Source organism: Patescibacteria group bacterium, assembly GCA_020148045.1.
Classification (GTDB): domain Bacteria; phylum Patescibacteriota; class Minisyncoccia; order Minisyncoccales; family GWA2-38-27; genus JAHCRG01.
The window spans coordinates 38,402-58,982 of sequence record JAHCRG010000003.1 but is presented as its reverse complement, the minus strand read 5'-3'; the positions used below and the strand labels follow the sequence as shown (position 1 = coordinate 58,982).

Sequence of the window (20,581 nt, the reverse complement as noted above, 5' to 3'; positions counted from 1 at the left end):
TATTCACCTAGTTAAAACTCTTTTCTATTCGTTAATATTAAAACTCTAATTTTAAAAAGTTGCCAAAACATTTTCATTCTATTTTTAAACCCTTTTAGCAAACCCCATTTTTTCTCTTTTATTACCACGGTTAAATCTTTTAATTCAGGATAAAGCACTTTTAATTTTTTCTTCCGGCAGTAATAATTCAAAGATGTTTCAACAGCAAATCCCTGGATAAATCTTTCAGGTATGCTCTCAAATACAAAACGCTTCATTGCTCTTTCTCCTCCAACAGCTAAAAGAGGATCAATTTTAATAAAAAGCTTTGGTAGACCCCCGTAACGTTGCCTTGCTCCAACGCACATTACAGCCCTATTTTCTAAAACAGGCCGGACTACTAAAGAAACGTGCTCTGTTGTCAAACCAATCAAATCAGCATCAAAAAAAGCTATTATATCAGCATCAGTGCTTTCTACTCCTTTTTTCATTGCATTCCCCTTACCACTGCCTCCTTTTTTAGGCAATTTTATCACTTTAACCCCCATCTCTTCACCTATTTCAGCTGTCCTATCTTCAGACCCATCATCCACTAAAATAACTTCATCAAGATCTTTTGATTTTAAAAGCACTTTCAAAACATTCCCTATATTTGCCTCTTCATTTAAAGCCGGAACAATAGCCGCAACTTTCATTTTCCTAGTTTTTCTTTTAAAACTTCTGCTAAATCTTTAATTTTTACTCTTTTTTGCTTCATTGTGTCGCGGTTTCTAACAGTTACATCATCCTGCTCTAAGCTTTCAAAATCCACGGTCAGGGCAAAAATAGTCCCTATTTCATCTTGCCTTCTGTATCTTCTGCCAATTGAACCAATCTCATCATACTGACACATAAAATAGGGCTTTAATATCTGATAAACTTCTTTTGCTTTCTTTACCAATTTTGGTTTATTTTTCACCAATGGCAAAATTGCTACTTTGATTGGAGCTAAAGATTTATGGAGGCGAAGCAAAACCTCAACCTCTTTTGCAGCTTTAGTAGTTTTTGTCCTGCCGCCGCTTACCTCCTGATAAGCATCACACAAAAAAGCAAAAAGAGACCTATCTACCCCAACCGAGGTTTCAATAATATGAGGGAAATATTTTTTCTTGGTTTCCTCATCATAATATTTCAAATCCTCTCCGCTGTGTTTTGAGTGATTAGATAAATCCCAATCCACTCGATTATGAATTCCTTCAATTTCCTGCCAACCAAAAGGAAATTTATATTCAATATCCAAAGCCCTCTTTGCGTAATGAGGAAGTTCTTTTTCAGAAACCTCTTTTATTCTCAAATTCTCTTTTTTAATTCCTAAATTTAAATACCAGTTTAGTCGCTCTTTTTTCCAATAATCAAAAAGTCTTGAAGTTTCTTTAGGATGACAAAACCACTGCATTTCCATTTGCTCAAATTCCCGAGTTCTGTAAATAAAATCTTTTGGAGTAATCTCGTTTCTAAATGCTTTACCAATCTGGGCTATTCCAAAAGGGATTTTCAAGCGCATTGTTTGCAAAACATTTTTAAAATTAACGTAAATCCCTTGACAGGTCTCAGCTCTCAAATAAGTTGCCGCTGCCTTATCTTCAACAGGTCCCACAAAGGTTTTCATCATTAAATTAAACTTTTTTGGCTTTGTTAAGATACCTCCGCAATCTGGGCATTTGTTCCCCTTTAAAAAATCTTTTCTAAAACGATGGTGACAACTCTTACACTCTACTAATTCATCAGCAAAGCCAGCAGTTAAGTGACCAGATGCTTTCCAAACTTTTGGACTCATTAAAATTGCCGCATCCAAGCCAACAATATCGTCGTGCTTCTTGAGCATTTCATCCCACCAAGCCCTCTTAATATTATTTTTCATCTCCACTCCCAAAGGCCCAAAATCATAACAAGAGCCAAACCCCCCATAAATCTCAGACGAAGGAAAAATAAAACCTCTTCTTTTGCTAAAAGATACAATTTTCTGCATTAAGTCAGCCATTATTATATTTTACCCCGTTAGAGATTACAGGGCAAGAGAAAAAAACCCTGCATTCTACAACCTTCCGGTGGGGGGAGCCAGAAAGCGAAAATGCAGGGCATGGTTTATAAAAAGAGTGAAAGGGCGTTAAGGTTTTTTTGCGAATTACCGTAGTTGTAATCTCAACACCTTTATGAATAAGCGTAGCTTACCGGCGCCACAATCACCCTTTTTTGCGAAAAGAACCATACTATATTATAAAAGATAGCTTTTTATAATGTTTTTGTCAATATTAACTTTACTGGACAATTCCCTGGCCAGAAGAAACAGTTGAATCATCTGGCAGAGTAGTATCTATTCCGGAATCAGTTCCTTCAATAAACGATTCTGTCCATTGGTCTTCACCTGTAATCATCGCCTCTTTAATAATTGGCGAAACTTTACCTTTTTGGCCGGAAGTTGGAGTTAAAGCAACCTGAAAGGCAATATTCGGGGCTGGATTTAAAACTCCTGTCCCCGTCTCCATCACCTGATTATCTCTGACCATCCAGATAATCTCTCGACTCTGAATATCAAAGGCAAATTTTGAGGATTCTTGTTCGGGGAAAATTTTACCAGTTAATCTAACATTTGAAGGCAAAACTGCTTTCACTTTTACATTTTTAACATCATTAAAATAATTCTTTGCCTGCCAGATTATCGTATAAGTAGTGGCTTCGCCAACTTCTGGAGGGATGGGTCCTGAATTGCCAAAGACCTCTTCTTGATAATAACCTCTTTGGGAAATGGCTAATTTTGAATTTATTTTTGTTTCAAATTCTTCCTTTATTTGAGAAATTAAAACCGTATTTTTTAAAATAGCATTTTTCTCTTGGGGGCTGCTAATTTCCCACTCATCTTTTAGGTTTATCCAGAATTCAACCTTTCCTTCTTCTCCCTGTCCTAAAAATCGGAGCTTAGGAACATCTCTCCAATCCCAAATTATGGAGTTATCACCTTTTTTAAATTGACTCGAATCAGCTTTTACTGTTTCGAGATCAAAACCTCTGCCCCCAAGGGTTGCTACCAAAAATAAATCTGTAAAAGGCTCTTCTCCAATATTTCTGAAGAAAATTTCGTAATGAAGTAAACCTCCGTGATTAGCAATATATTGGCTTTGGCCATTTATTCGCTGAAAAACGAAAAGGCGGGGTCTGGTAATTTCTACGCCCCTTGTTATTTCTTTCAATAAAACAAACTCGTCTTCTTGCCAAATTCCAAGAGTAGCTTTAAAAATTTTCTGTTCTTTAACTTCCCCTGACAACCTTCCTGTAATCTCAACCCTTCCTCCTTCGGCTTGATTTAAAAGAGAAAGTTCCCATTCGGTTTTTGCCAATCCTTGAGGATCGCTTTCTAAAAATTCAAAGCCTGAAGGATATTCAATCTTTATCCCTAAATTAGAGAGCGGGTAGTCTAAACTGGAATAGTAATTCAAAGAAAATTTGAAATCTCTGCCTGCCTCTATTTTTGAAGAAAGGTCAAAATCAAAAGTCAAAGGCACAAATTTAATCTCAGTGGTAAAAGTGGTGGTTGATTCATAACGAGCTTGAAGATTTTTAGGACGGTAACTCAACCAGGCCTTAGCTGTTTTTATATCGCCCTCTTTTCCAAAAAGCCGGCCTTTAAACTGGAGGGTTTTTTCTTCACCAGGATAGATATCTCCCAATTCTTCGGGTCCTATTTCTTGCCTTCTTGAAAGACCCTCCTCCAGTAAAGTATATTCTGGGAACTCAAAAATAAGACGGGGCTCTTCCAATCTAACATTGCCATTATTTTTATACTTCACTGTGTATTCAACTTCCTGAAAAATTGCTGCCTCTCCAGGACCTAAAATTTCTAATTTCAAAATTTCTTTTGAGTAAGGATTTCTCTGCCAATACCAAAACCCAGCTGCCCCCAGCGCTATACATAAAATAATAATAATAAAAATAAATTTCTTCATAACCCAAGGGTTTAACAGAGACCTTTAACAGGGACCCGTTCTCTGTTTTTTTATTTCTCAGCTAATTTATGCCTTTCCAGCCCCTCTACATAGAGTTTTTTAATCTGGGCTGAAGATAGGGCTTCTTCGTAAATTCCGACTTCGTCGATTGTGCCGTTGAATGCCTCGGCTGCTGCATCACCACGGTAACTACCAACCCCCAGAGGGTTGCTTGCTGGAACAGGCGTGTATGAAGTTGAAGACGAGCCGATATCCTTCCCATTCACATAGAATATAATATTGCCACTGGAGTTTACTGTTACTCCAACATGATACCAAGTATCTTGGGAAAAAGTATAGCTTGCTGTATATACTCTCCAACTACCATTTCCAAAATAGTAAGACAAAACAGTGTTATTATTTATTCTCAATGCATAGTTAGTGGCAGCGCTATTATCTCTTTTTCCAACGATTGTGTTATAAGCACCGAATCCTTTTGGATAAACCCAAGCACTGATTGTAATTGGGTGTGTAATATCAATAGAAGGGTCATTCCCGCAATTAACATAATCAGTGCTTCCATTAAACTCCAAAGCATAACCTTTTCCGCTTGGGGTATCTCCGGTCCAGCTGGCACCAACAATTGTTCCATCATTTCCATTGCCGCTGGTGTCTTTTGCGGTTCCGTCGCTGCCTTCATTAAAATCCCAAATACCTACTGCATAAGCACCGAGAGCGTGATGGACTTGGGCAGCAAAATTAAGACCTACAGCAACTCTGGCCCTTTCTCTTGCTTCTTTTATAGATACTAAAGTAATACTGGCTAAAAAACCTATTATAGCAACAACTACTAAAACTTCAATTAGAGTGAATGATCTCTGCTTCATATTTTTATTATATCATTATTCCCTTAAGAAACTAAGCTCCTTGTTTGTAAAAAGAAATATAATTTTCAGAAATATTTTCTAATTCTTTTTTATGTAAATCTTGAATTTTTAATCTTGATAAAATGTTCCAATCCTTTTTTAGTAAAAGCCGTAATATCTTCACTAACTCTGGAGAAACCTCCTCTCCTTTTTCTATCTTTTTAAAACATTCCAAATCAATTGTCCCTCCTTCTTCCGGGTTAAAGTAAAGTTTTTGAGGAACTAATTTTTTCTGACAAACAGCGCAATTATAAAGGTCAATCTGATACCCCAAAATTGAAAGCAAGTTCCAAATAAAATACAAATAAATCAATCCATAATTCTTAATTCTTAATTCATAGTTCTCCAACTTATCAAATACTTCATTTAATAAATTCCAAATCTTTTCGTCTTTTTCTTGACCACTGATTAAATTATCTGCGGTTTCAGCAATTTGATAGGCAATCTTTAATCTTTCCAAATCACTCCTTATATTTTTAAACTTATCAATTACTATTGCATCAGTTAAGGTTTTATAGGTTTTTCCTTGAATAAATTCAGTTTCTGATAAATAAAAAAGTTCAGCTCCTAACCTTAGCTTTGATTTTATCTTTCTGATTGCTTTTCCTAAAATCTCCAACTTGCCAAAATCTTGAGTATAAATAGAAAAAACTTGGTCTGCTTCCCGCAAATCAGTTTTTTTTAATACAAAACCTTGAGTTCTATAGTGGACCGCCATTTCTAATATAATATAAGATTGGTCACTTCTTTACCCCTCCTAATCTTTTTAAAAAATCAACCTTTCTCTGAATCTCCAATTTTTCAGCCGTACCTTTTGCTCTAATTTTACTTCTCCTCATTTTCTCAAGAACAGTTCCATACTCTTTTTTAGAAATCTGCCGTCCGTATTTGCGGTGAAATAATTCCTTTTCAAAACCTATCCGTTCTCCTCGGGCGTATCTCCTGCCACCGGTTCTTGGTTTTGGCAATGTGGTTTTTCTAAGAGCAGACCTAAATCTGCTCCTTGAAATTGATTGTTTTTTATCAAAAAGTCCCATAGTGGTATTAAAAACTTAATCGCTAATTTTTACGACCTTTCTAAAATAAGAACCTGACTCCGTCAGAACCTTGTTTCGCTAATGTATAAATATATAATCTTAAAATAGACCAAAAAACTGGGCTATAAATAAGACAAAAATTAAAATATACATTAGTCCCTCCCAGATATGAATTCTTCTGGAAATTCCCGAAACTACAAAAAGTAAAGTAGCAACAACTAAATAAGGAAGACCAACCGAGAAGGTAGTCTCGTTAATTGCTAACGGCTTAATAAGAGCCGGCAGACCTATAACTAAAAATATGGTAAAAACATTTGAACCAAAAACATTTCCCAAAGCAAGCTCATATTTTTTCTTGAGAGCAGCCCCAACTGAAACAACCAGCTCTGGCAAAGAAGTACCCACAGCTACCGCGGTGATAGTGATAAAAGAAGCGTTGATTTTCAAAAGCTCTGATAAGCTTGAAACCGATTCCACTATATAGTTAGACCCAATAACCAAGCCAGCTATTCCTAAAGTCAGAAAAAGGAAAATTTTAAAGCTTAATTTTGCCTCTACTATTTTTTTCTTTTCCTCTTTAATTTCCCTTTGAATTCTTGCTTCTCTTCTTTCTGGCCGCAAAGGCAAAACCTCAACCGCTTCTGGGGTTTCTTCTTCTCCATTTCCTCGTTGAAAAATCGTATACAAAAAATAAACTATAAAACCCAGTATAAGTAAAACCCCTTCCCAGAAAACTATTTTTCTATCCAAAGCCATAAAAAGAATTAAAACTGTACTTACTGCAAATAAAGGAGCGTCTAAATCAATCAAGCTTCTTTTGACTATGAGTTTACGACCTACTACTGTTGCCAAACCAACAATCAAAAGAATAGTGGCGATATTAGAACCAAAAGCAGTATCAACAACAAATTCAGTATTTCCTTTAAAAGTAGCAATTAAAGTTGTTGCCAGTTCCGGAAAAGATGTACCAATAGCAACAATAGTTACTCCAACAATAAAAGGTGAAAGTTTTAAAGCCAGACCAATTTTTTCTGAGCTTTCAACAACCCAATCAGCTGATTTTACCAATACAGCTAAACTTGCGATAAAAATAACAATCCAAAGAATAAGCATATTAATTTATTTTACCTTAAACTTTCTTAATTCCAAGCCATAATTTTTCTTTATCGGCTTTTATTTCTTTTTTAATCTCAAATTTTTCTTCCTTCTCTATTTTAAAATCTTCAGCCACTGTCTCTTTGATAATAAAATCCTTCTTCGCAACCAAAATCTTATTCAATTTATCTGAACCATGGCATTGAACTAAAATTCTATCTTTTGTCTTTAATCCAGCTTTCTTTCTCATTTCTTGAATATGCCGAATAACTTCCCTAACTATCCCTTCCTCTCTCAGCTCTTTGCTAATCTTAGTATCTAATTTAACTTCCTTGCCAAAAGTAATTTTCTTAACATTAACTTCATCCTTAATCAATTCTAATAATTCTTCATCTAACTTATTCTTAATCTTCAACCCAGCTAACGGCTGGCGCACTTTAATTCCTAATTCTGCTCTTTGAGCTAAAGCTTGGGTAACACTCTCCCGAACTTGTTTCATTTTTTCTTCTAAATCCTTGTCAATTTTCTCTTTATATACTTTTGGCCAATCAAACAAATGAATTGACTCTGGCATATTTTCTAAACGCAAATTAGAATACATCTCTTCAGCAAAAAAGGGCATAATAGGAGCTATGAGTTTGGTTAAATCTAGAAGCACATAATAAAGGGTTTCAATTGCTTCTTTTCTTCCTTTAGCTCCCTGGTGAAATCTTTTTCTAGACCTTCTAACATACCAAAGGGATAAATCATCAATAAAAAATTTCTCAATTGCCACCGTGGCAGCAGAGGTATTATATCTATCCAAACTTCTAGTAACCCTTCCAATCAAATTATTTAATCTGGAAATAATCCATCTACCTAAAATATTATTAGATTGTAGTTGGTAGTTGGTAGTTGGTAGTTCTTTTTTTGAGACATACGTTTCAAAAAAAGCATAGACATTATATAAAGTTAATAACTTCCTCTTTATCTCTTCTGCTGGTCCATAGCCAAACTTCAAGTTATAAACAGGATTCTGCCTGCTGTACATCCAACGCATTGGATCAGCTCCAATTTTATCAACTGCCTCATCAAACCAAATAACATTTCCTTTTGACTTATGCATCTCTTCTCCTTTTTCGTCCTTAACTGAAGCAAAACCAAAAATTGTCTTTACCGGCTCAGTATTTTCTAAAAAAGTGCTCATCACAATCAAAGCATAAAACCAATTTTTAAATTGGCCAGGGAAAGATTCGCAAATAAATTCAGCTGGAAACCATTCTTTTTCCATTGTAGAAAAAGGAACTATGCCAGCATCAAGCCAGGGATTTCCTACATCAGGAATCCGAGAAACTAATTTCTTGCATTTTGAACATTTAGTTTTCACTTCGTCTACCCAAGGACGATGAGGAGAACGACCTTCAAATTTATCCCAACCAGAAACTGCCTTTTCTTTCAATTCCTCTTTTGAACCAATCACTTCAAAATTACCACATTTACATTCATAAATTGGTAAAGCCAAGCCCCAATAACGTTTCTTGGAAATTAACCAATCCTGCATATTTTTTAACCAATCCAATTCTCTATCTAAACCAAAAGAAGGAATCCATTTTATTTTCTTTGCTACTTTCATCAAGGATTTTCTCAATCTATCCATTGAAATATACCACTCATCAACTAAGCGGAAAATCAATTCTTCTTTACAACGCCAGCAAGTTGGATAACGGTGAATATAATCTTCAATTTTGAAAACTAAACCTTTTTTGGTTAAATTCTCAAAAATCTGCTCGTTCACCTCGCTCACTAATTTCCCAGCTAAAAATCCAAAACCATCTTTGTATCTACTTTCCTCATCTGTTGGATCAACAACTGGAAATTTAAGTTCTTTACTTAATTGGAAATCCTCTTGTCCACAACCAGGAGCAATATGAACAATCCCAGTCCCTTCTTCTTCAGAAACATCCTTCCATAAAATAACTCTGTGCTTTTCTTTTTTCATGCTCTTCTTAACTGCCTCCAACTCGTCAAACATGCCTTGATACTTTAAATTATCCAATTCTTTTCCAGGAAACTCTTTAATTATCCTTCCATCTGGAATTAAATCAGCTTTTTCTTTAAGAACAATAAAAATACCTCCTTTCTTATCCCGGACTTCAGCATAAGTTAATCTTGGCTGAACAGCTAAGGCAATATTAGCTGGTAAAGTCCAGGGCGTGGTTGTCCAAACAAGGAAAAAGGTATTCTTCCGTCCCTCAACTGGCAATTTTACAAAAATTGATTTATGAGTAAGTTCTTTATACTCTTCAGTTAAAATCTCATGCTGGGAAATAGCTGTGCCACAACGAGGACACCAAGGAACAACATCCCTGCCTTTGTACAATAATCCTTTTTTCCAGCAAGTTTTAAGAAAACTCCAAATAGCATAATTATTTTCATCAGACATTGTGTAATAGGAATTCTTCCAATCCATCCACTGGCCCAAGCGAATTGACTGCTCTGTCTGAATCTTAGAATATTTCAAAACTCTTTTCTTGCAGGCCTCAACAAATTTCTCAATACCAAATTTCTCAATGTCCTTTTTTGTTTTAAAGCCCATTTCTTTTTCAACCTCAACCTCAACCCAAAGCCCCTGGCAATCAAAGCCATTTTGAAACCTCTGGTCAAAACCCTGCATTGCTTTATATCTCTGGAATAAATCTTTGTAAGTCCTTCCCCAAGCATGATGCACGCCCATTGGATTGTTAGCTGTTATTGGTCCATCTAAAAATGACCAGCGTTCTTTGCCCTGATTTTTCTTTCTAAGTTTTTCAAAGATCTTCTTCTCCTGCCAAAACTTTAGAATTTTCTCTTCAATTTTCGGAAAATCAAAATTCATGTTATTTAACTTTTAAAAATTCTCCAACATTTGGATAAAAATCTTTATAAGGACTAAACCTTTCAGTCCTTTTTTTAAAAAGCTTATCTTCGTTTAGACCTCTCATTGTTCCGATTAAAAGCCACGAAGGATCTCCATGACTAACAATTAAAATCTTCTTATTTCTATGTCTTTTGTCAATATCTTTTATAAAATCCATCATTCTTTTTTTCACATCTCTCCAGTTTTCGCCTTTAGGAGGACGTTTTGAAAATCTCTGTTTTATTGAAGAAAAAAATTGAAGATAATCTTTTACTGGCCTATCTTGATAAACTCCCCAATTTATATCCCTAAGCCGTTTATCAACCTTAACTTTCAAACCAAGCTCTTTAGCCACAATTTCTGCTGTTCGGCGAGCCCTTAGAAAATCTGAAGAATAGATTAAATCAATCTTTTTACTTTTAAGTTTCTTAGCCGCAGTTTCTGCCTGTTTCTTACCTGTTTTAGTCAAACTAGTAATAAAATCAGGCCAAGGATACAAAAGATCATCTTTTTTGGTTTGATAAATCGTCTCTCCATGCCGCAAAAGAATATATTTATTTCTCATTTTACATTTTTTTTGGGGCGCTAATTCCCATTAAATCTAAAGTATTTTTAAGAACGGTTTGGGTTGCTAAAATTAAAGATAATCTTGCCTGGCTTAACTCTTTATCGTCTGAAATAACCTTACAATCGCGATAAAATTTATGAAACTCAGTAGCTAAATCAGTTGCATATTGAGGAACTCTCTGCACCTGATAATCTTTAGCAGTATCTCCAATAATTTCTGGGAATCTAATCAACCGCTTAATTAAAGATAGTTCGCTTGGATGATCTAATAACCTGAAACTTGAAACTTGAAACTTGAAACCTTTTGCTTTACGTAAAATGCTACAAATCCTGGCATGAGCGTATTGGACATAATAAACCGGATTCTTCTCTGATTGCTCTTTAGCTATAGAGACGTCAAAATTTAAGTGAGTGTCAGCTGACTTTTGTAAGAAAAAGAACTTAGTAACATCAGCTCCAACTTTATCAAGTAGCTCATCCATGGCAACATAAACACCCCGCCTTTTGGACATTTTGATTTTTTTCTTTTTTTCCAAGAGAGTAACAAATTGTAAAAGAATTATATCAAGCTTTCCTTTGTGGCCAAAAGCAGTCATTCCAGCCTGCAAACCAAAAACATCGCCAGCATGGTCAGCCCCCCAAACATCGATTACTTTATCAAACTTCTTCTTCTCAAATTTATATTTATGATAGGCAATATCTCCAGCCAAATAAGTTTTCCAGCTATCTTTTTTGATAATAACCCTGTCTCTATTATCACCAAATTTTGTAGATTTAAACCACAAAGCTCCTTCTTTTTTATAAGCTAAACCTTTTTTCTTTAAAAACTCTGAAACCTTATCAACTTCTCCAGATTTGTGAAGTTTTGTTTCTGAAAACCACTCGTCATACTTTATTCCCATTCTATCAGCTGTCTTCTTAATCATTTCATCAACAATAATTTTAGCTGCCTTCTCCCCTGCTTTATAAGGATCTTTCCCTTTAATTTTTTTGCTTAAATAATCAATATATTTACCTTTGTATTTAGCTTCTTTATTTTTCAAAACAGAATTTCCCAAAGCTAAAATTTGCATCCCGTAATTATTGATATAAAAAGCTTTTTCAACGTTAAAACCAGCTTTTTTCAGGATATTCCCCAAGGCATCACCAAAAGGACCGCCTCGAGCATTACCTACTGTTAAGGGACCTGTTGGATTCGCGGAAATAAATTCTACTTGAACTTTTTTACCCTTCCCGAGTTTCAAATCACCAAATTTCTCTTTTTCTTTTAAAATCTCCCCTACTTGTTCTTGCAAATACTCTTTGGAAATAAAAAAATTAATAAAACCCGGTTTAACAACATCAATCTTCTCGATAATATTGCTTTTAATTTTTGATTTTATCATTTCAGCTATCTTTATTGGATCTTCTTTCCCAATCGTCATTGCAACATTAGTGGCATAATTACCGTATGCCTTCTCCCTCGGCTCCTCAACCAAAACCTCTGGAACCTTAAAACCAAGCTCCTTTACTGCTTTCTCTATTAATTTCCTGATATCATTCCTAATCATTGTTTCCAGTTTAGCTTATTTTCTGATAAAATAAAAGTGATATGAAGGTTCTTGCGGAAAATAGAAAAGCGAGGTTTGACTATGAAATCCTGGAGAAATTTGAAGCAGGCATGGTTTTGATTGGACAGGAAGTAAAGTCAATAAAATCAGGGAGGATGAGCTTAAAAGGTTCTTATGTGGTTCTAAAGGGAGAGGAACCGTATTTAATCGGAGCTAATATCCCTCCTTATCAACCAAAAAACGCTCCTAAAGATTATGAACCAGAAAAGTCAAGAAAACTTCTTTTGAATAAGTTAGAAATTAAACATTTAATCGGGAAAACAAAACAAAAGGGCTTGACTTTAATACCCTTAAGAGTGTATACTAAGAGAGGTAAAATTAAGCTTGAATTTGGAATAGCTAAAGGAAGAAAAAAAGCTGACAAAAGAGAGCTAATTAAAAAACGAGAAGCAGAAAGAGAATTAAAAAGAGAATTAAAATCACGGGGATGAAAAGTTTTGACAGAAGTTTTTGTCAGGATAAAGCAGTTCCAGCTTGGAATCTGGTAAAACTTCCAGAAAAAATAAGTGCTAACTTATTTAAGAAACCTGCGTTAGCATTTGCTTAACGCCGTCGGGATTACTGATTCTCGCTAAGCAATCTTTGGCGTTATAATCGCGAGATAGATAATTTTCTTCCTCAAGGGAATTATTGAAACAAACGAGGATAAGATACTAAGATTTTGTCTGTTTCTTGCTTGGTATCTGAAAATTAAAACAGACTAAATCTGTAGAACTATTTTGGCAAAACTTTTGGACGCGAGTTCACCCTCGCCATCTCCACAGTGCAAAGAAAACCATTAGTCAACAATCGAATAAGGGCCAGAGAAGTAAGGGTGATTGATGAAGCTGGAAAACAACTGGGAGTTTTGGTATTAACAAAAGCGCTCCAAATAGCAAGGGAGCGCGGTTTCGATTTAATCCAGGTTACAGAAAAAGTTGAGCCGCCTGTTTGTAAACTAATGGACTATGGAAAATATCTTTATCAACTGAAAAAGAAAGAAAAATCAGCTAAAGATCACCGGATAAGCTTACTTAAAGGAATAAGATTAACTTTTGGAATTTCTGAACACGATTTAGAAACAAGAGTCAGACAAACAGAAAAATTTTTAAAGTCAGGATATAAGGTTAGAATAGAGATGAAATTGAGAGGAAGAGAAAAAGCACATCAAGATTTTGCTAAAGAAAAAATAAAAAAATTTCTTGAGGCATTAGAAAAGTCAATTCCAATAAAAATTGAAAGAGAATTAAAAAGACAACCAAGAGGATTAACAATGATTATTTCCAAAAAATAGAAAAATTTAACTATGAAAACGAGAAAATCAATCAAAAAACGTTTTAAAATAACTAAAACCGGTAAGGTTCTAAGAAGAGCGACTGGACAGGACCATTATCGGGCGAAAAAAACGGGTAAGAGGAAAAGAAAAGGCCGGAAATGGGTTAAAGTTTCCAAGCCATTTGCCAGGAAGATTAAGAAGTTAATTAAGTAATATGGTTCGTGTAAAAAGAGGAAAAGCTGCACACAAAAGAAGAAAAAAAGTATTAAAACATACTAAAGGTTTTCGTTGGGGAAGAAAATCAAAGTACAAAGCAGCAAAAGAGGCATTAATGCATGCCTGGAAATATGCTTATCGAGATAGAAGGGTCAAAAAAAGGGAATTTAGAAAACTCTGGCAAATTCAAATAAATTCTGCCTGTAGAAAGCAGGGTTTATCCTACAGTCGTTTTATCCACGAACTAAAAGAAAAAAAGATTGAACTTGATAGAAAAATCTTAGCCGACCTCGCAAAAAACAATCCCAACATCTTTGAAAAGATCGTAGAAGAGGTAAAAAAATAACCTATGATAAAAAGAAAGCCACCTTTGAAAGATGGCTTTTTAAATTCTTCTTATTCTCTACGGAAGCAGCAATCTATACATAGTTGCTCTCGGGGCTTGCCAATTATCCCAACCAAATCATCAACACTGTTATACTTCAAACCATCTACTCCTAATGCTCTAATTCTATCTTCTTCATCCGGATGTTGCTCAACTAAAGTTTCCCCCCTTTTGGTTGTCTTTCCGTGAGGACAATAAGAACGGAGTGGAGGGAAAGAGATTCTTAGATGAATTTCAACTTTTATATCAACCCCATCTACTTCCATCTCATATATTATTCTTGTTTTTGGAGCCAGATTCGACTTCATCTGACTTCCCCTAACAATAGAATCATCGCAGACAACTAAGATTATCCTCCTTTTTGACTTTATATCCCCCAATATTACTGTCAAACCTTCTTCTTCTAACCACTGAAGAATGTGCTTAATGGTCTCACTAGTAATCACAATTTTGTAATAAGCTCTTCTTTCTCTCTCTTCCTGAGTCGGGGCTAGATAGCTCCTCACCATGATATGCTTAATTAAATCCTGACGATAAAAAGGAACCCATTTCAGAGTTATATTCCCTGAGCTTATCTGTCGATTTATTTCAGCATCAAATGTCTCCTTATAACCCTCGGCAGAGGAAAGACCAGAGGCAGGCACGCCCATTACTACATGGGGAGTAAAATCATCGGCAATGTCTCGTTTGGCTGAAGCGGCTCCTAACCCCCTCCTGATTAAAGTAGCTGGAATCCCATGAACTATCGCAGCACGAGAAGAAGTATATGCTCCAAAGAAACTACATTCTTGAACTTGTGTTTTTGGAAGCGCACTTTTTTTGAACCAATGTCCGTCTTTCAGCAACACAATCTCTCCCGGCTCAATATCTCTAACTCGTTTAAAACCAAGATTATCAAATCCTACACACTCAGAAGCAACTATTACTGCGTCTTGTTCCTTGCTGCAGCCAATTACTAGGGGCCAGTGACCGTCGGGAGAACGAACAGCATAAATCCCTTCTGGAGTAAGGAGCAAAAGAGTATAAGCCCCGTCAATTTTTTCGCTCATCCGCCTAATACCATCGATGATATCTGCCCCTTGGATAATAAGTTTGCTCATTGCTACGATGTCATCTGTTCTTTCGAAATTGTGCTTGGCGTGTAAAAAATCCCTTATTAATTCATCGCAGTTTCTAATGTTGCCACCGAAACAAGCACTAAAACTACCGACATCTGATTTTCCTACATAGAAAGGTTCCTCAGCTGGGCCGCAATATCCAATAGCTTCTGGCCCGATAAATTCGCTTATCCTTTCTTCAAAATTAGGAGCAAATAGTCCGGATTTACTGTCGCTGATGATCCTCTTACCATCAAACGAAGCAAAACCAGAAAACTTTCCGCTAAAATGCTGAGCATAAGAAGTACCCCAAAAAATTATCTCCTGAAAATCGCCCTGAAAACTCTCCGGATTAATACTTAATGCAAACAGTCCAGCACTCATTTCTTTCTCCTTCTTTAAAACCCTATCTTCTGTTTTCAACGAACAACTTTGATATTCTTTACTACCACACCTTCTTTTAAAAGTAAAGTTCTTTTTCGTTTTACTCCTCGGTTGTATCCTCCAATATTTCCATTGCTTCTTATTACCCGATGGCAAGGAATCTCAGGATTTTTATTTCTATTCAAAACATTTCCTACTGCTCTCCACGCTCGTGGATAGCCTGCTTTCTTAGCTACTATTTTGTATGTCAAAACCTTACCTTTTGGAATCTCTTTAACCACTTTATATACTTTTCTTTGAAATAAGGTATTCATTTGCTTTCTTTAAAACCTCCTTAGCATTCTTATATGTTACTCTTTCAATCGCCTCTTTATATATTAACCATTCATATCCTATATGTTCAAAAGAAATTTTCACTTCTTTAGTCCTGGTCTCAGCTAAATAAAAAGTAACTATTTTGAAAGTCCAGGGAACTTTTTTCTTCTCATTTTCATTTAAACCATAGGTTTTGCGATAAAAATATTTTATCCATTCTTTAAAACCTTCAACTATCTTAATATCCTCAATTCCTGTTTCTTCCGCTACTTCTCTCTTTACCGTCTCTCCTTCTTTCTCCCCTTTTTCAATATTTCCCTTAGGAAAATCCCAATGGCCTGATTTGTAATGCAAAAGGAGATAGTAAATATTACTATCCTCTTTTCTAAAAATTACAGCTCCAGCTGATGTTTCCTTTGGCATATTTTTATCTAAAAAATTTTAAAAGCTCACTTAATGACTGGGTGTTGATGATATCTTTTTTCTCTGCCCAGCCGCGCCGAGCTTGGGCAATTCCAAATCTAATAAATCTCAACTGATCTCTATGATGAGAATCAGTATTAATTACCATTTTTACCCCTACTTCTTTTACTCTCCTAATATACACATCTTTTAAATCTAATCTGTCTGGAGAAGAGTTTATTTCTAAGATTGTTCCTAGTTCCCTGGCCGCTCTTAAAATCTTTTCAAAATCAACCTGATACTCATCCCGGCGCTTAATTATTCTTCCTGTTGGGTGGGAGATAATATCAACATTAGGATTTTTCATTGCTTTGATTATTCTTTCTGTCATTTTTTCTTTTTCCATTTTCATACTTGAATGAACTCCAGCAATAACATAATCTAATTTTTTAAGAGCTTCATCTTTAATATCAATAGAACCGTCATTCATAATGTTTGCTTCGCAGCCCTGTAATACTCTAAATTTTGAATTTTGAATTTTGAATTTTGAATTTAATTTTTCAATTTCTTTTCTTTGTTGAGATAGTTGCCTCTCATTTAATCCATGCTCTATCCTCAAAAACTTAGTATGGTCTGCAATGCCCAAATATTCATATCCCTGAACAATTGCAGCTTCGGCCATCTCTTTAATTGAATTTGTTCCACCATCCCAATCTGAATGACAATGTAAATCTCCCCGAATGTCATCGTAGCCAATAATTTTTGGTAACCCGTTGGGCCTGCCCCGAGCTTGCCGAAGGGCTGCTTCAATTTCTCCCTCGTTTTCTCTCATTTCAGGAGGCATCAAGGGAAGACCAATTGTCTTATAAACTTCTTTTTCAGTCCTGCCAGCTATCATTTTAGAGCCCTTGAAAACTCCATATTCATTCAACTTCAAACCTTTAGCTATAGCAATCCGCCGAGTAGCAATATTATGTTCTTTTGAGCCAGTAAAATATTGAAGAGCTGAACCATAACTTTTAGCAGGAACTACTCTTAAATCCATATCAAAGCCATTTTTCATCCTGACAGAAGACTTTGTCGGCCCTTTACTCCAGATTTTAATTACATCTGGTAAAGAAACAAAAAAATCCATCACTTTCTTTGGATTTTTTGAAATTATTAAAAAATCAACGTCACCAATTGTCTCTTTCATCCTTCTAACTGAACCTGCCACACTTATTTCTTTAACTTCTTTTAAACCTTTTAACTCTTCTGAAACCTCTTTGACAACCGGCATTATGTCTCCCAAAAGAAATCTTCCTTTACTCTTTTTCAAAAAAGCAATTCCCTCTAAAATATTCTTTTCTGTTTTTTCTCCAAAGCCAAACAAAGGAGCAATTTTATGTGACTTAGCTGCTTTTTCTAAATCCTTTAAATTCTTAATTCCCAATTTCTGATAAAGAATCTTTACTTTTCTAGGCCCCATTCCTTCCACAGTAATCATTTCTTCTAAATTTATCGGAGTTTTCTTTTTTAATTTCTCGTAAAATTTAATTCTTCCGGTTTTAAGATATTCTTCAATTTTCAGAGCAATGTTTTTTCCTACCCCAGGAATCTCTTCAAGCCCCTTTAACCCTCCTTTTTTATAAATTTCTTCAACGTCTTCTTCCAATGATTCTAAAGTAATAGCTACTTTTTGATAAGCATAGGGTTTAAAAGCAACCTCTTCCATCTCAAGATAATTAGCAATGTCATAAAAAATTTTAGCTAACTCCTGATTTCTCATGGTTTTGGCATTGGGAATACTCTTTCTTCTGGCACTTTCGGCAAAATTTCTTTTCTAATTAGTAAAAACAAAAAGGAAGCTACTATTCCAAAAGCGCTCACCCCAATAAAAAGAGGAATAAATCCGAAAATCTCAGCTATTGCTCCTCCTAAAATTGCAGCTACTCCCGCTCCAAGCCCAATAGCAGAACTGTCTAAGCCCCAGCAAAAGGCCTCTCTTTTTTTCTCAATATGGCGAGTGAAAATAGCTGACCAAGAAGGAATAGCCAGAGCCATACCTACGGCATGGACTCCTTGGAGAACATATATATGCCAGGGCAATGTGGCAAAAATAAAGCCAATCGGAGTAAGGCTAGCCAGAAGAGTTCCTCCAAATAAGGCATAATAATCGTCTTTCTCTCCATGATTCTCGTCTAAATAATGAGAAAATGGTATTTGGAGAATTGATTTGCCCAACCAGTAAACTCCCATAGCAATTCCAGCCACTTTAACGTTTCCTCCCTGAATGCTTCCTACAATATAAATAGCTAAAATTGGGCCAACCAAGCCCCAGCCAGAATTCAAAACCAAATCAGAAAAAACCATTACTTTTACAACTTTGTTAAGAGTTTTAAACATAGATTTAATTGATAAATCTTAATTTCTAAAAAGATTCTGGAGAAGGAATTTTATACACAACGTGGTCTTTAGAAAATATTCTTTTGCGAATAAATAAAAAGATAAAAACAGCTATCATATTTATAGCTCCGGCTAAAATAAAAAGGGGCTTAAAACCAAGAAAAGCAGCTATAGCTCCGCCAATAGCTCCGGTAACTCCTATACCAAAACCAAGAGAAGTACTTTTCACTCCCCATTCAAAAGCCTCTTTGCCTCTATCAATATGGCGAGTAAAAATAGCTAAAATAGAGGGAACAAACATTGCCATACCGATTGCATGTAATACTTGAAAACCATAAATATGCCAAGGTAAAAAAGAAATAAGAAAGCCAAATGGAGGCAAAGCAGTTAAAAATATTCCTATAACCATAAACCAGAAATCATCTTTCTCTCCATGATTCTTATCAAGATACCGGCCAATTGGAATTTGTAAAAGAGATCTTGTACCCCAATAGAAAAGAGTGGCAAGACCCGCAACTTCAGCTGCTTCTGCCGTACTTCCGATGGTAATATTCTGGGCAATAAATAAAGCGAAAACAGGAGCAAACAAACCCCAGGCAGAATTCATAAAGAAATCACCGAGTATCAAAACTTTTATAACTTTGTTGATAGACTTAAGCATATTTACTAATTACCAATCACTTTAACAATTACCTCTCTTTCTCTCGGTCTATTGTCAAAATCCAAGAAAATAATTTGTTGCCACGTGCCCAAAGCTAATTTTTCATCTTCAACTGGCACTGCTAAAAATGGTTGAATTAAGGCTGACCTGATATGGGCGTAACCATTACAATCACCCCATTTTTTACAATGCTCGTAATCTTTATTCATTGGAGCTATTTTTTCTAAAGCCCTTTTCAAATCTTCAATCACTCCCTTTTCATATTCAATTGTAGTAATCCCGCAGGTTGAACCAGGACAAGATATCAAACATATCCCCTCTTCTTTTCCTGCTTTCTCTACTGCCCCTGAAATCTCGTCTGTAATATCAATAATATCATTAAATCCTTTTGTTTTTAGAGAAAATCTCATTATCTCATTCTACCCCGTTAAAGGTTATGGGGCAACTTTTTTAACTTGCTCTTGAGGAAAAATTTTATTCCCAGTTTTACTAAAAATATAAGTCCTAAAAGGGCAATTAAAATTTCTGCCCCCCTTAAAATAAAACTAAAAGTAATCCCAGTAGCTGTTCCCAATCCTAAACAACCAAAAGCAAAAACCTGAGCTGCCTCTGAACTTCCTAGTCGGGCTGGGAAAGGAAAGAGATAAGATAAATAGAAGAAAGAAAATATTGCCAAGGAAATAAAAATATTTATTTCTCCTTTTAAAAAGAAAAGCAGGAACCAACAGCGAATTAGAACCAAAAGATATCTTAAAAAAGCAATTCCCAAACCTTTCCACATTAGAATTTTTCTAAAATCGAAAAAAAGAAAGATTTCTTTTTCAATATCTCCAACTAAATGGTTCTTTTTGTTTTCTATTCCAAAAAATCTAAAAAACCATTTTAAAATGCTTTCTTTTTTAAAACTTTTGAAATAAAAAATAGTCACTCCGATAGCTAAAGCTCCGATAAGAACTAAAGTTATTATCCCGAAATTTTTTAAGAGCGAGTTACTTAATAAAAGAAAAGACACTGCTCCAACAACTAAAAATAATAAAAGAATACTTAAGCTAACTAATTTTTCAATAGCAATTGCAGCCAGATTTTTCTTCCAGGGTAGAGAAAATTTTTTCTTAATAGCGTAAAATTTAAAGACCTCTCCTCCAAAGTAAGTGGTTGGAAATAAATAAGTAATAGTGAAGCTAGCAAATAAAATTTCTCCTAAACTCCAAGCTGAAAAATTATATCCCTGAGATTTAAAAATAAATTTATATTTCCAAATTCCAACTAACCAAATTAGCAATGTTATTCCTAAAATAGCTATTCCCTTCCAGCCAGAAAAAGTGAAAAGAATTTCTTTTATCTCTTCCCACCCAACCCGCTCAATAACTAAGAAAAAAAGACCCAACCCGATTACAAAAGAAAACAAAAAAACCAAAACCTTTTTCATTGTA

General features: G+C 35.2%; 22 protein-coding genes and 1 other RNA gene. 5 read left to right on the top strand and 18 right to left on the bottom strand.

Annotated features, from left to right (window positions below; translation table 11 throughout):
- Positions 1-11: 11 nt before the first annotated feature.
- The 10 genes from KJA13_00300 to KJA13_00255 form a co-directional block, all read right to left on the bottom strand.
- Positions 12-674: a glycosyltransferase gene (locus tag KJA13_00300; GenBank protein MBZ9577467.1), complete on the bottom strand. Its 663-nt coding sequence runs from the start codon at positions 672-674 to the stop codon at positions 12-14.
- A complete protein-coding gene (locus tag KJA13_00295; GenBank protein MBZ9577466.1) occupies positions 671-1,999 on the bottom strand; it encodes a glycine--tRNA ligase in 1,329 nt (442 codons plus the stop codon). The genes KJA13_00300 and KJA13_00295 overlap by 4 nt, the downstream gene beginning before the upstream one ends.
- Before the next feature lie 277 nt (positions 2,000-2,276).
- Positions 2,277-3,959, bottom strand: coding sequence for a hypothetical protein (locus tag KJA13_00290; GenBank protein ID MBZ9577465.1), 1,683 nt, complete (start codon positions 3,957-3,959; stop codon positions 2,277-2,279).
- 50 nt (positions 3,960-4,009) lie between these two features.
- Positions 4,010-4,825 (bottom strand): prepilin-type N-terminal cleavage/methylation domain-containing protein, encoded by an 816-nt coding sequence (locus tag KJA13_00285; GenBank protein ID MBZ9577464.1) that lies wholly within the window; start codon positions 4,823-4,825, stop codon positions 4,010-4,012.
- A gap of 31 nt (positions 4,826-4,856) precedes the next feature.
- The gene (recO, locus tag KJA13_00280) at positions 4,857-5,582 is read right to left on the bottom strand and encodes a DNA repair protein RecO (GenBank protein MBZ9577463.1); all 726 of its coding nucleotides are present in this window, start codon (positions 5,580-5,582) and stop codon (positions 4,857-4,859) included.
- A 22-nt stretch (positions 5,583-5,604) separates the two neighbouring features.
- Positions 5,605-5,901: a hypothetical protein gene (locus tag KJA13_00275; protein MBZ9577462.1), complete on the bottom strand. Its 297-nt coding sequence runs from the start codon at positions 5,899-5,901 to the stop codon at positions 5,605-5,607.
- Between the two features lie 99 nt (positions 5,902-6,000).
- Complete coding sequence (locus KJA13_00270) at positions 6,001-7,014, bottom strand: calcium/sodium antiporter (GenBank protein MBZ9577461.1); 1,014 nt, start codon at positions 7,012-7,014, stop codon at positions 6,001-6,003.
- A 16-nt stretch (positions 7,015-7,030) separates the two neighbouring features.
- The gene (ileS, locus tag KJA13_00265; protein ID MBZ9577460.1) at positions 7,031-9,850 is read right to left on the bottom strand and encodes an isoleucine--tRNA ligase; all 2,820 of its coding nucleotides are present in this window, start codon (positions 9,848-9,850) and stop codon (positions 7,031-7,033) included.
- 1 nt (position 9,851) lies between these two features.
- Positions 9,852-10,436 (bottom strand): histidine phosphatase family protein, encoded by a 585-nt coding sequence (locus tag KJA13_00260; GenBank protein MBZ9577459.1) that lies wholly within the window; start codon positions 10,434-10,436, stop codon positions 9,852-9,854.
- Position 10,437: 1 nt separating this feature from the next.
- Positions 10,438-11,988: an arginine--tRNA ligase gene (locus KJA13_00255; protein MBZ9577458.1), complete on the bottom strand. Its 1,551-nt coding sequence runs from the start codon at positions 11,986-11,988 to the stop codon at positions 10,438-10,440.
- A 41-nt stretch (positions 11,989-12,029) separates the two neighbouring features.
- On the opposite strand from KJA13_00255, the gene smpB reads away from it, so the two are divergent.
- From smpB to rplT, 5 genes are all read left to right on the top strand, one after another.
- Positions 12,030-12,479 carry an SsrA-binding protein SmpB gene (gene smpB / locus KJA13_00250; protein MBZ9577457.1) on the top strand — a complete coding sequence of 150 codons (450 nt, stop codon included), beginning with the start codon at positions 12,030-12,032 and terminating at the stop codon, positions 12,477-12,479.
- Positions 12,472-12,812, top strand: a transfer-messenger RNA (tmRNA) gene (gene ssrA / locus KJA13_00245). The genes smpB and ssrA overlap by 8 nt, the downstream gene beginning before the upstream one ends.
- A complete protein-coding gene (infC, locus tag KJA13_00240; protein MBZ9577456.1) occupies positions 12,812-13,321 on the top strand; it encodes a translation initiation factor IF-3 in 510 nt (169 codons plus the stop codon). The genes ssrA and infC overlap by 1 nt, the downstream gene beginning before the upstream one ends.
- A 12-nt stretch (positions 13,322-13,333) precedes the next feature.
- Positions 13,334-13,516 carry a 50S ribosomal protein L35 gene (locus tag KJA13_00235; GenBank protein MBZ9577455.1) on the top strand — a complete coding sequence of 61 codons (183 nt, stop codon included), beginning with the start codon at positions 13,334-13,336 and terminating at the stop codon, positions 13,514-13,516.
- Between the two features lies 1 nt (position 13,517).
- Positions 13,518-13,865, top strand: coding sequence for a 50S ribosomal protein L20 (gene rplT, locus KJA13_00230; protein ID MBZ9577454.1), 348 nt, complete (start codon positions 13,518-13,520; stop codon positions 13,863-13,865).
- Positions 13,866-13,915: 50 nt separating this feature from the next.
- Here the strand turns inward: rplT and KJA13_00225 are convergent, their stop codons facing one another.
- The 8 genes from KJA13_00225 to KJA13_00190 are packed head-to-tail and all read right to left on the bottom strand — an operon-like array spanning position 13,916 to position 20,577.
- A complete protein-coding gene (locus tag KJA13_00225; GenBank protein MBZ9577453.1) occupies positions 13,916-15,385 on the bottom strand; it encodes a hypothetical protein in 1,470 nt (489 codons plus the stop codon).
- Between the two features lie 35 nt (positions 15,386-15,420).
- Positions 15,421-15,699: an MGMT family protein gene (locus tag KJA13_00220; GenBank protein ID MBZ9577452.1), complete on the bottom strand. Its 279-nt coding sequence runs from the start codon at positions 15,697-15,699 to the stop codon at positions 15,421-15,423.
- Complete coding sequence (locus tag KJA13_00215) at positions 15,668-16,123, bottom strand: NUDIX domain-containing protein (protein MBZ9577451.1); 456 nt, start codon at positions 16,121-16,123, stop codon at positions 15,668-15,670. Before KJA13_00215 ends, KJA13_00220 begins: the two co-directional genes overlap by 32 nt.
- Before the next feature lie 4 nt (positions 16,124-16,127).
- Entirely contained in the window at positions 16,128-17,870 is a 1,743-nt protein-coding gene (polX, locus tag KJA13_00210; protein MBZ9577450.1) for a DNA polymerase/3'-5' exonuclease PolX, read from the bottom strand.
- Positions 17,867-18,487, bottom strand: a complete 621-nt coding sequence (locus tag KJA13_00205; protein ID MBZ9577449.1) for an MFS transporter — start codon at positions 18,485-18,487, stop codon at positions 17,867-17,869. The genes polX and KJA13_00205 overlap by 4 nt, the downstream gene beginning before the upstream one ends.
- A gap of 25 nt (positions 18,488-18,512) precedes the next feature.
- Positions 18,513-19,148, bottom strand: a complete 636-nt coding sequence (locus KJA13_00200; protein MBZ9577448.1) for an MFS transporter — start codon at positions 19,146-19,148, stop codon at positions 18,513-18,515.
- A gap of 5 nt (positions 19,149-19,153) precedes the next feature.
- Positions 19,154-19,558: a secondary thiamine-phosphate synthase enzyme YjbQ gene (locus KJA13_00195; protein ID MBZ9577447.1), complete on the bottom strand. Its 405-nt coding sequence runs from the start codon at positions 19,556-19,558 to the stop codon at positions 19,154-19,156.
- Between the two features lie 17 nt (positions 19,559-19,575).
- On the bottom strand, positions 19,576-20,577 hold the full coding sequence (locus KJA13_00190) for a flippase-like domain-containing protein (protein MBZ9577446.1): 1,002 nt from the start codon (positions 20,575-20,577) through the stop codon (positions 19,576-19,578).
- Positions 20,578-20,581: the final 4 nt, after the last annotated feature.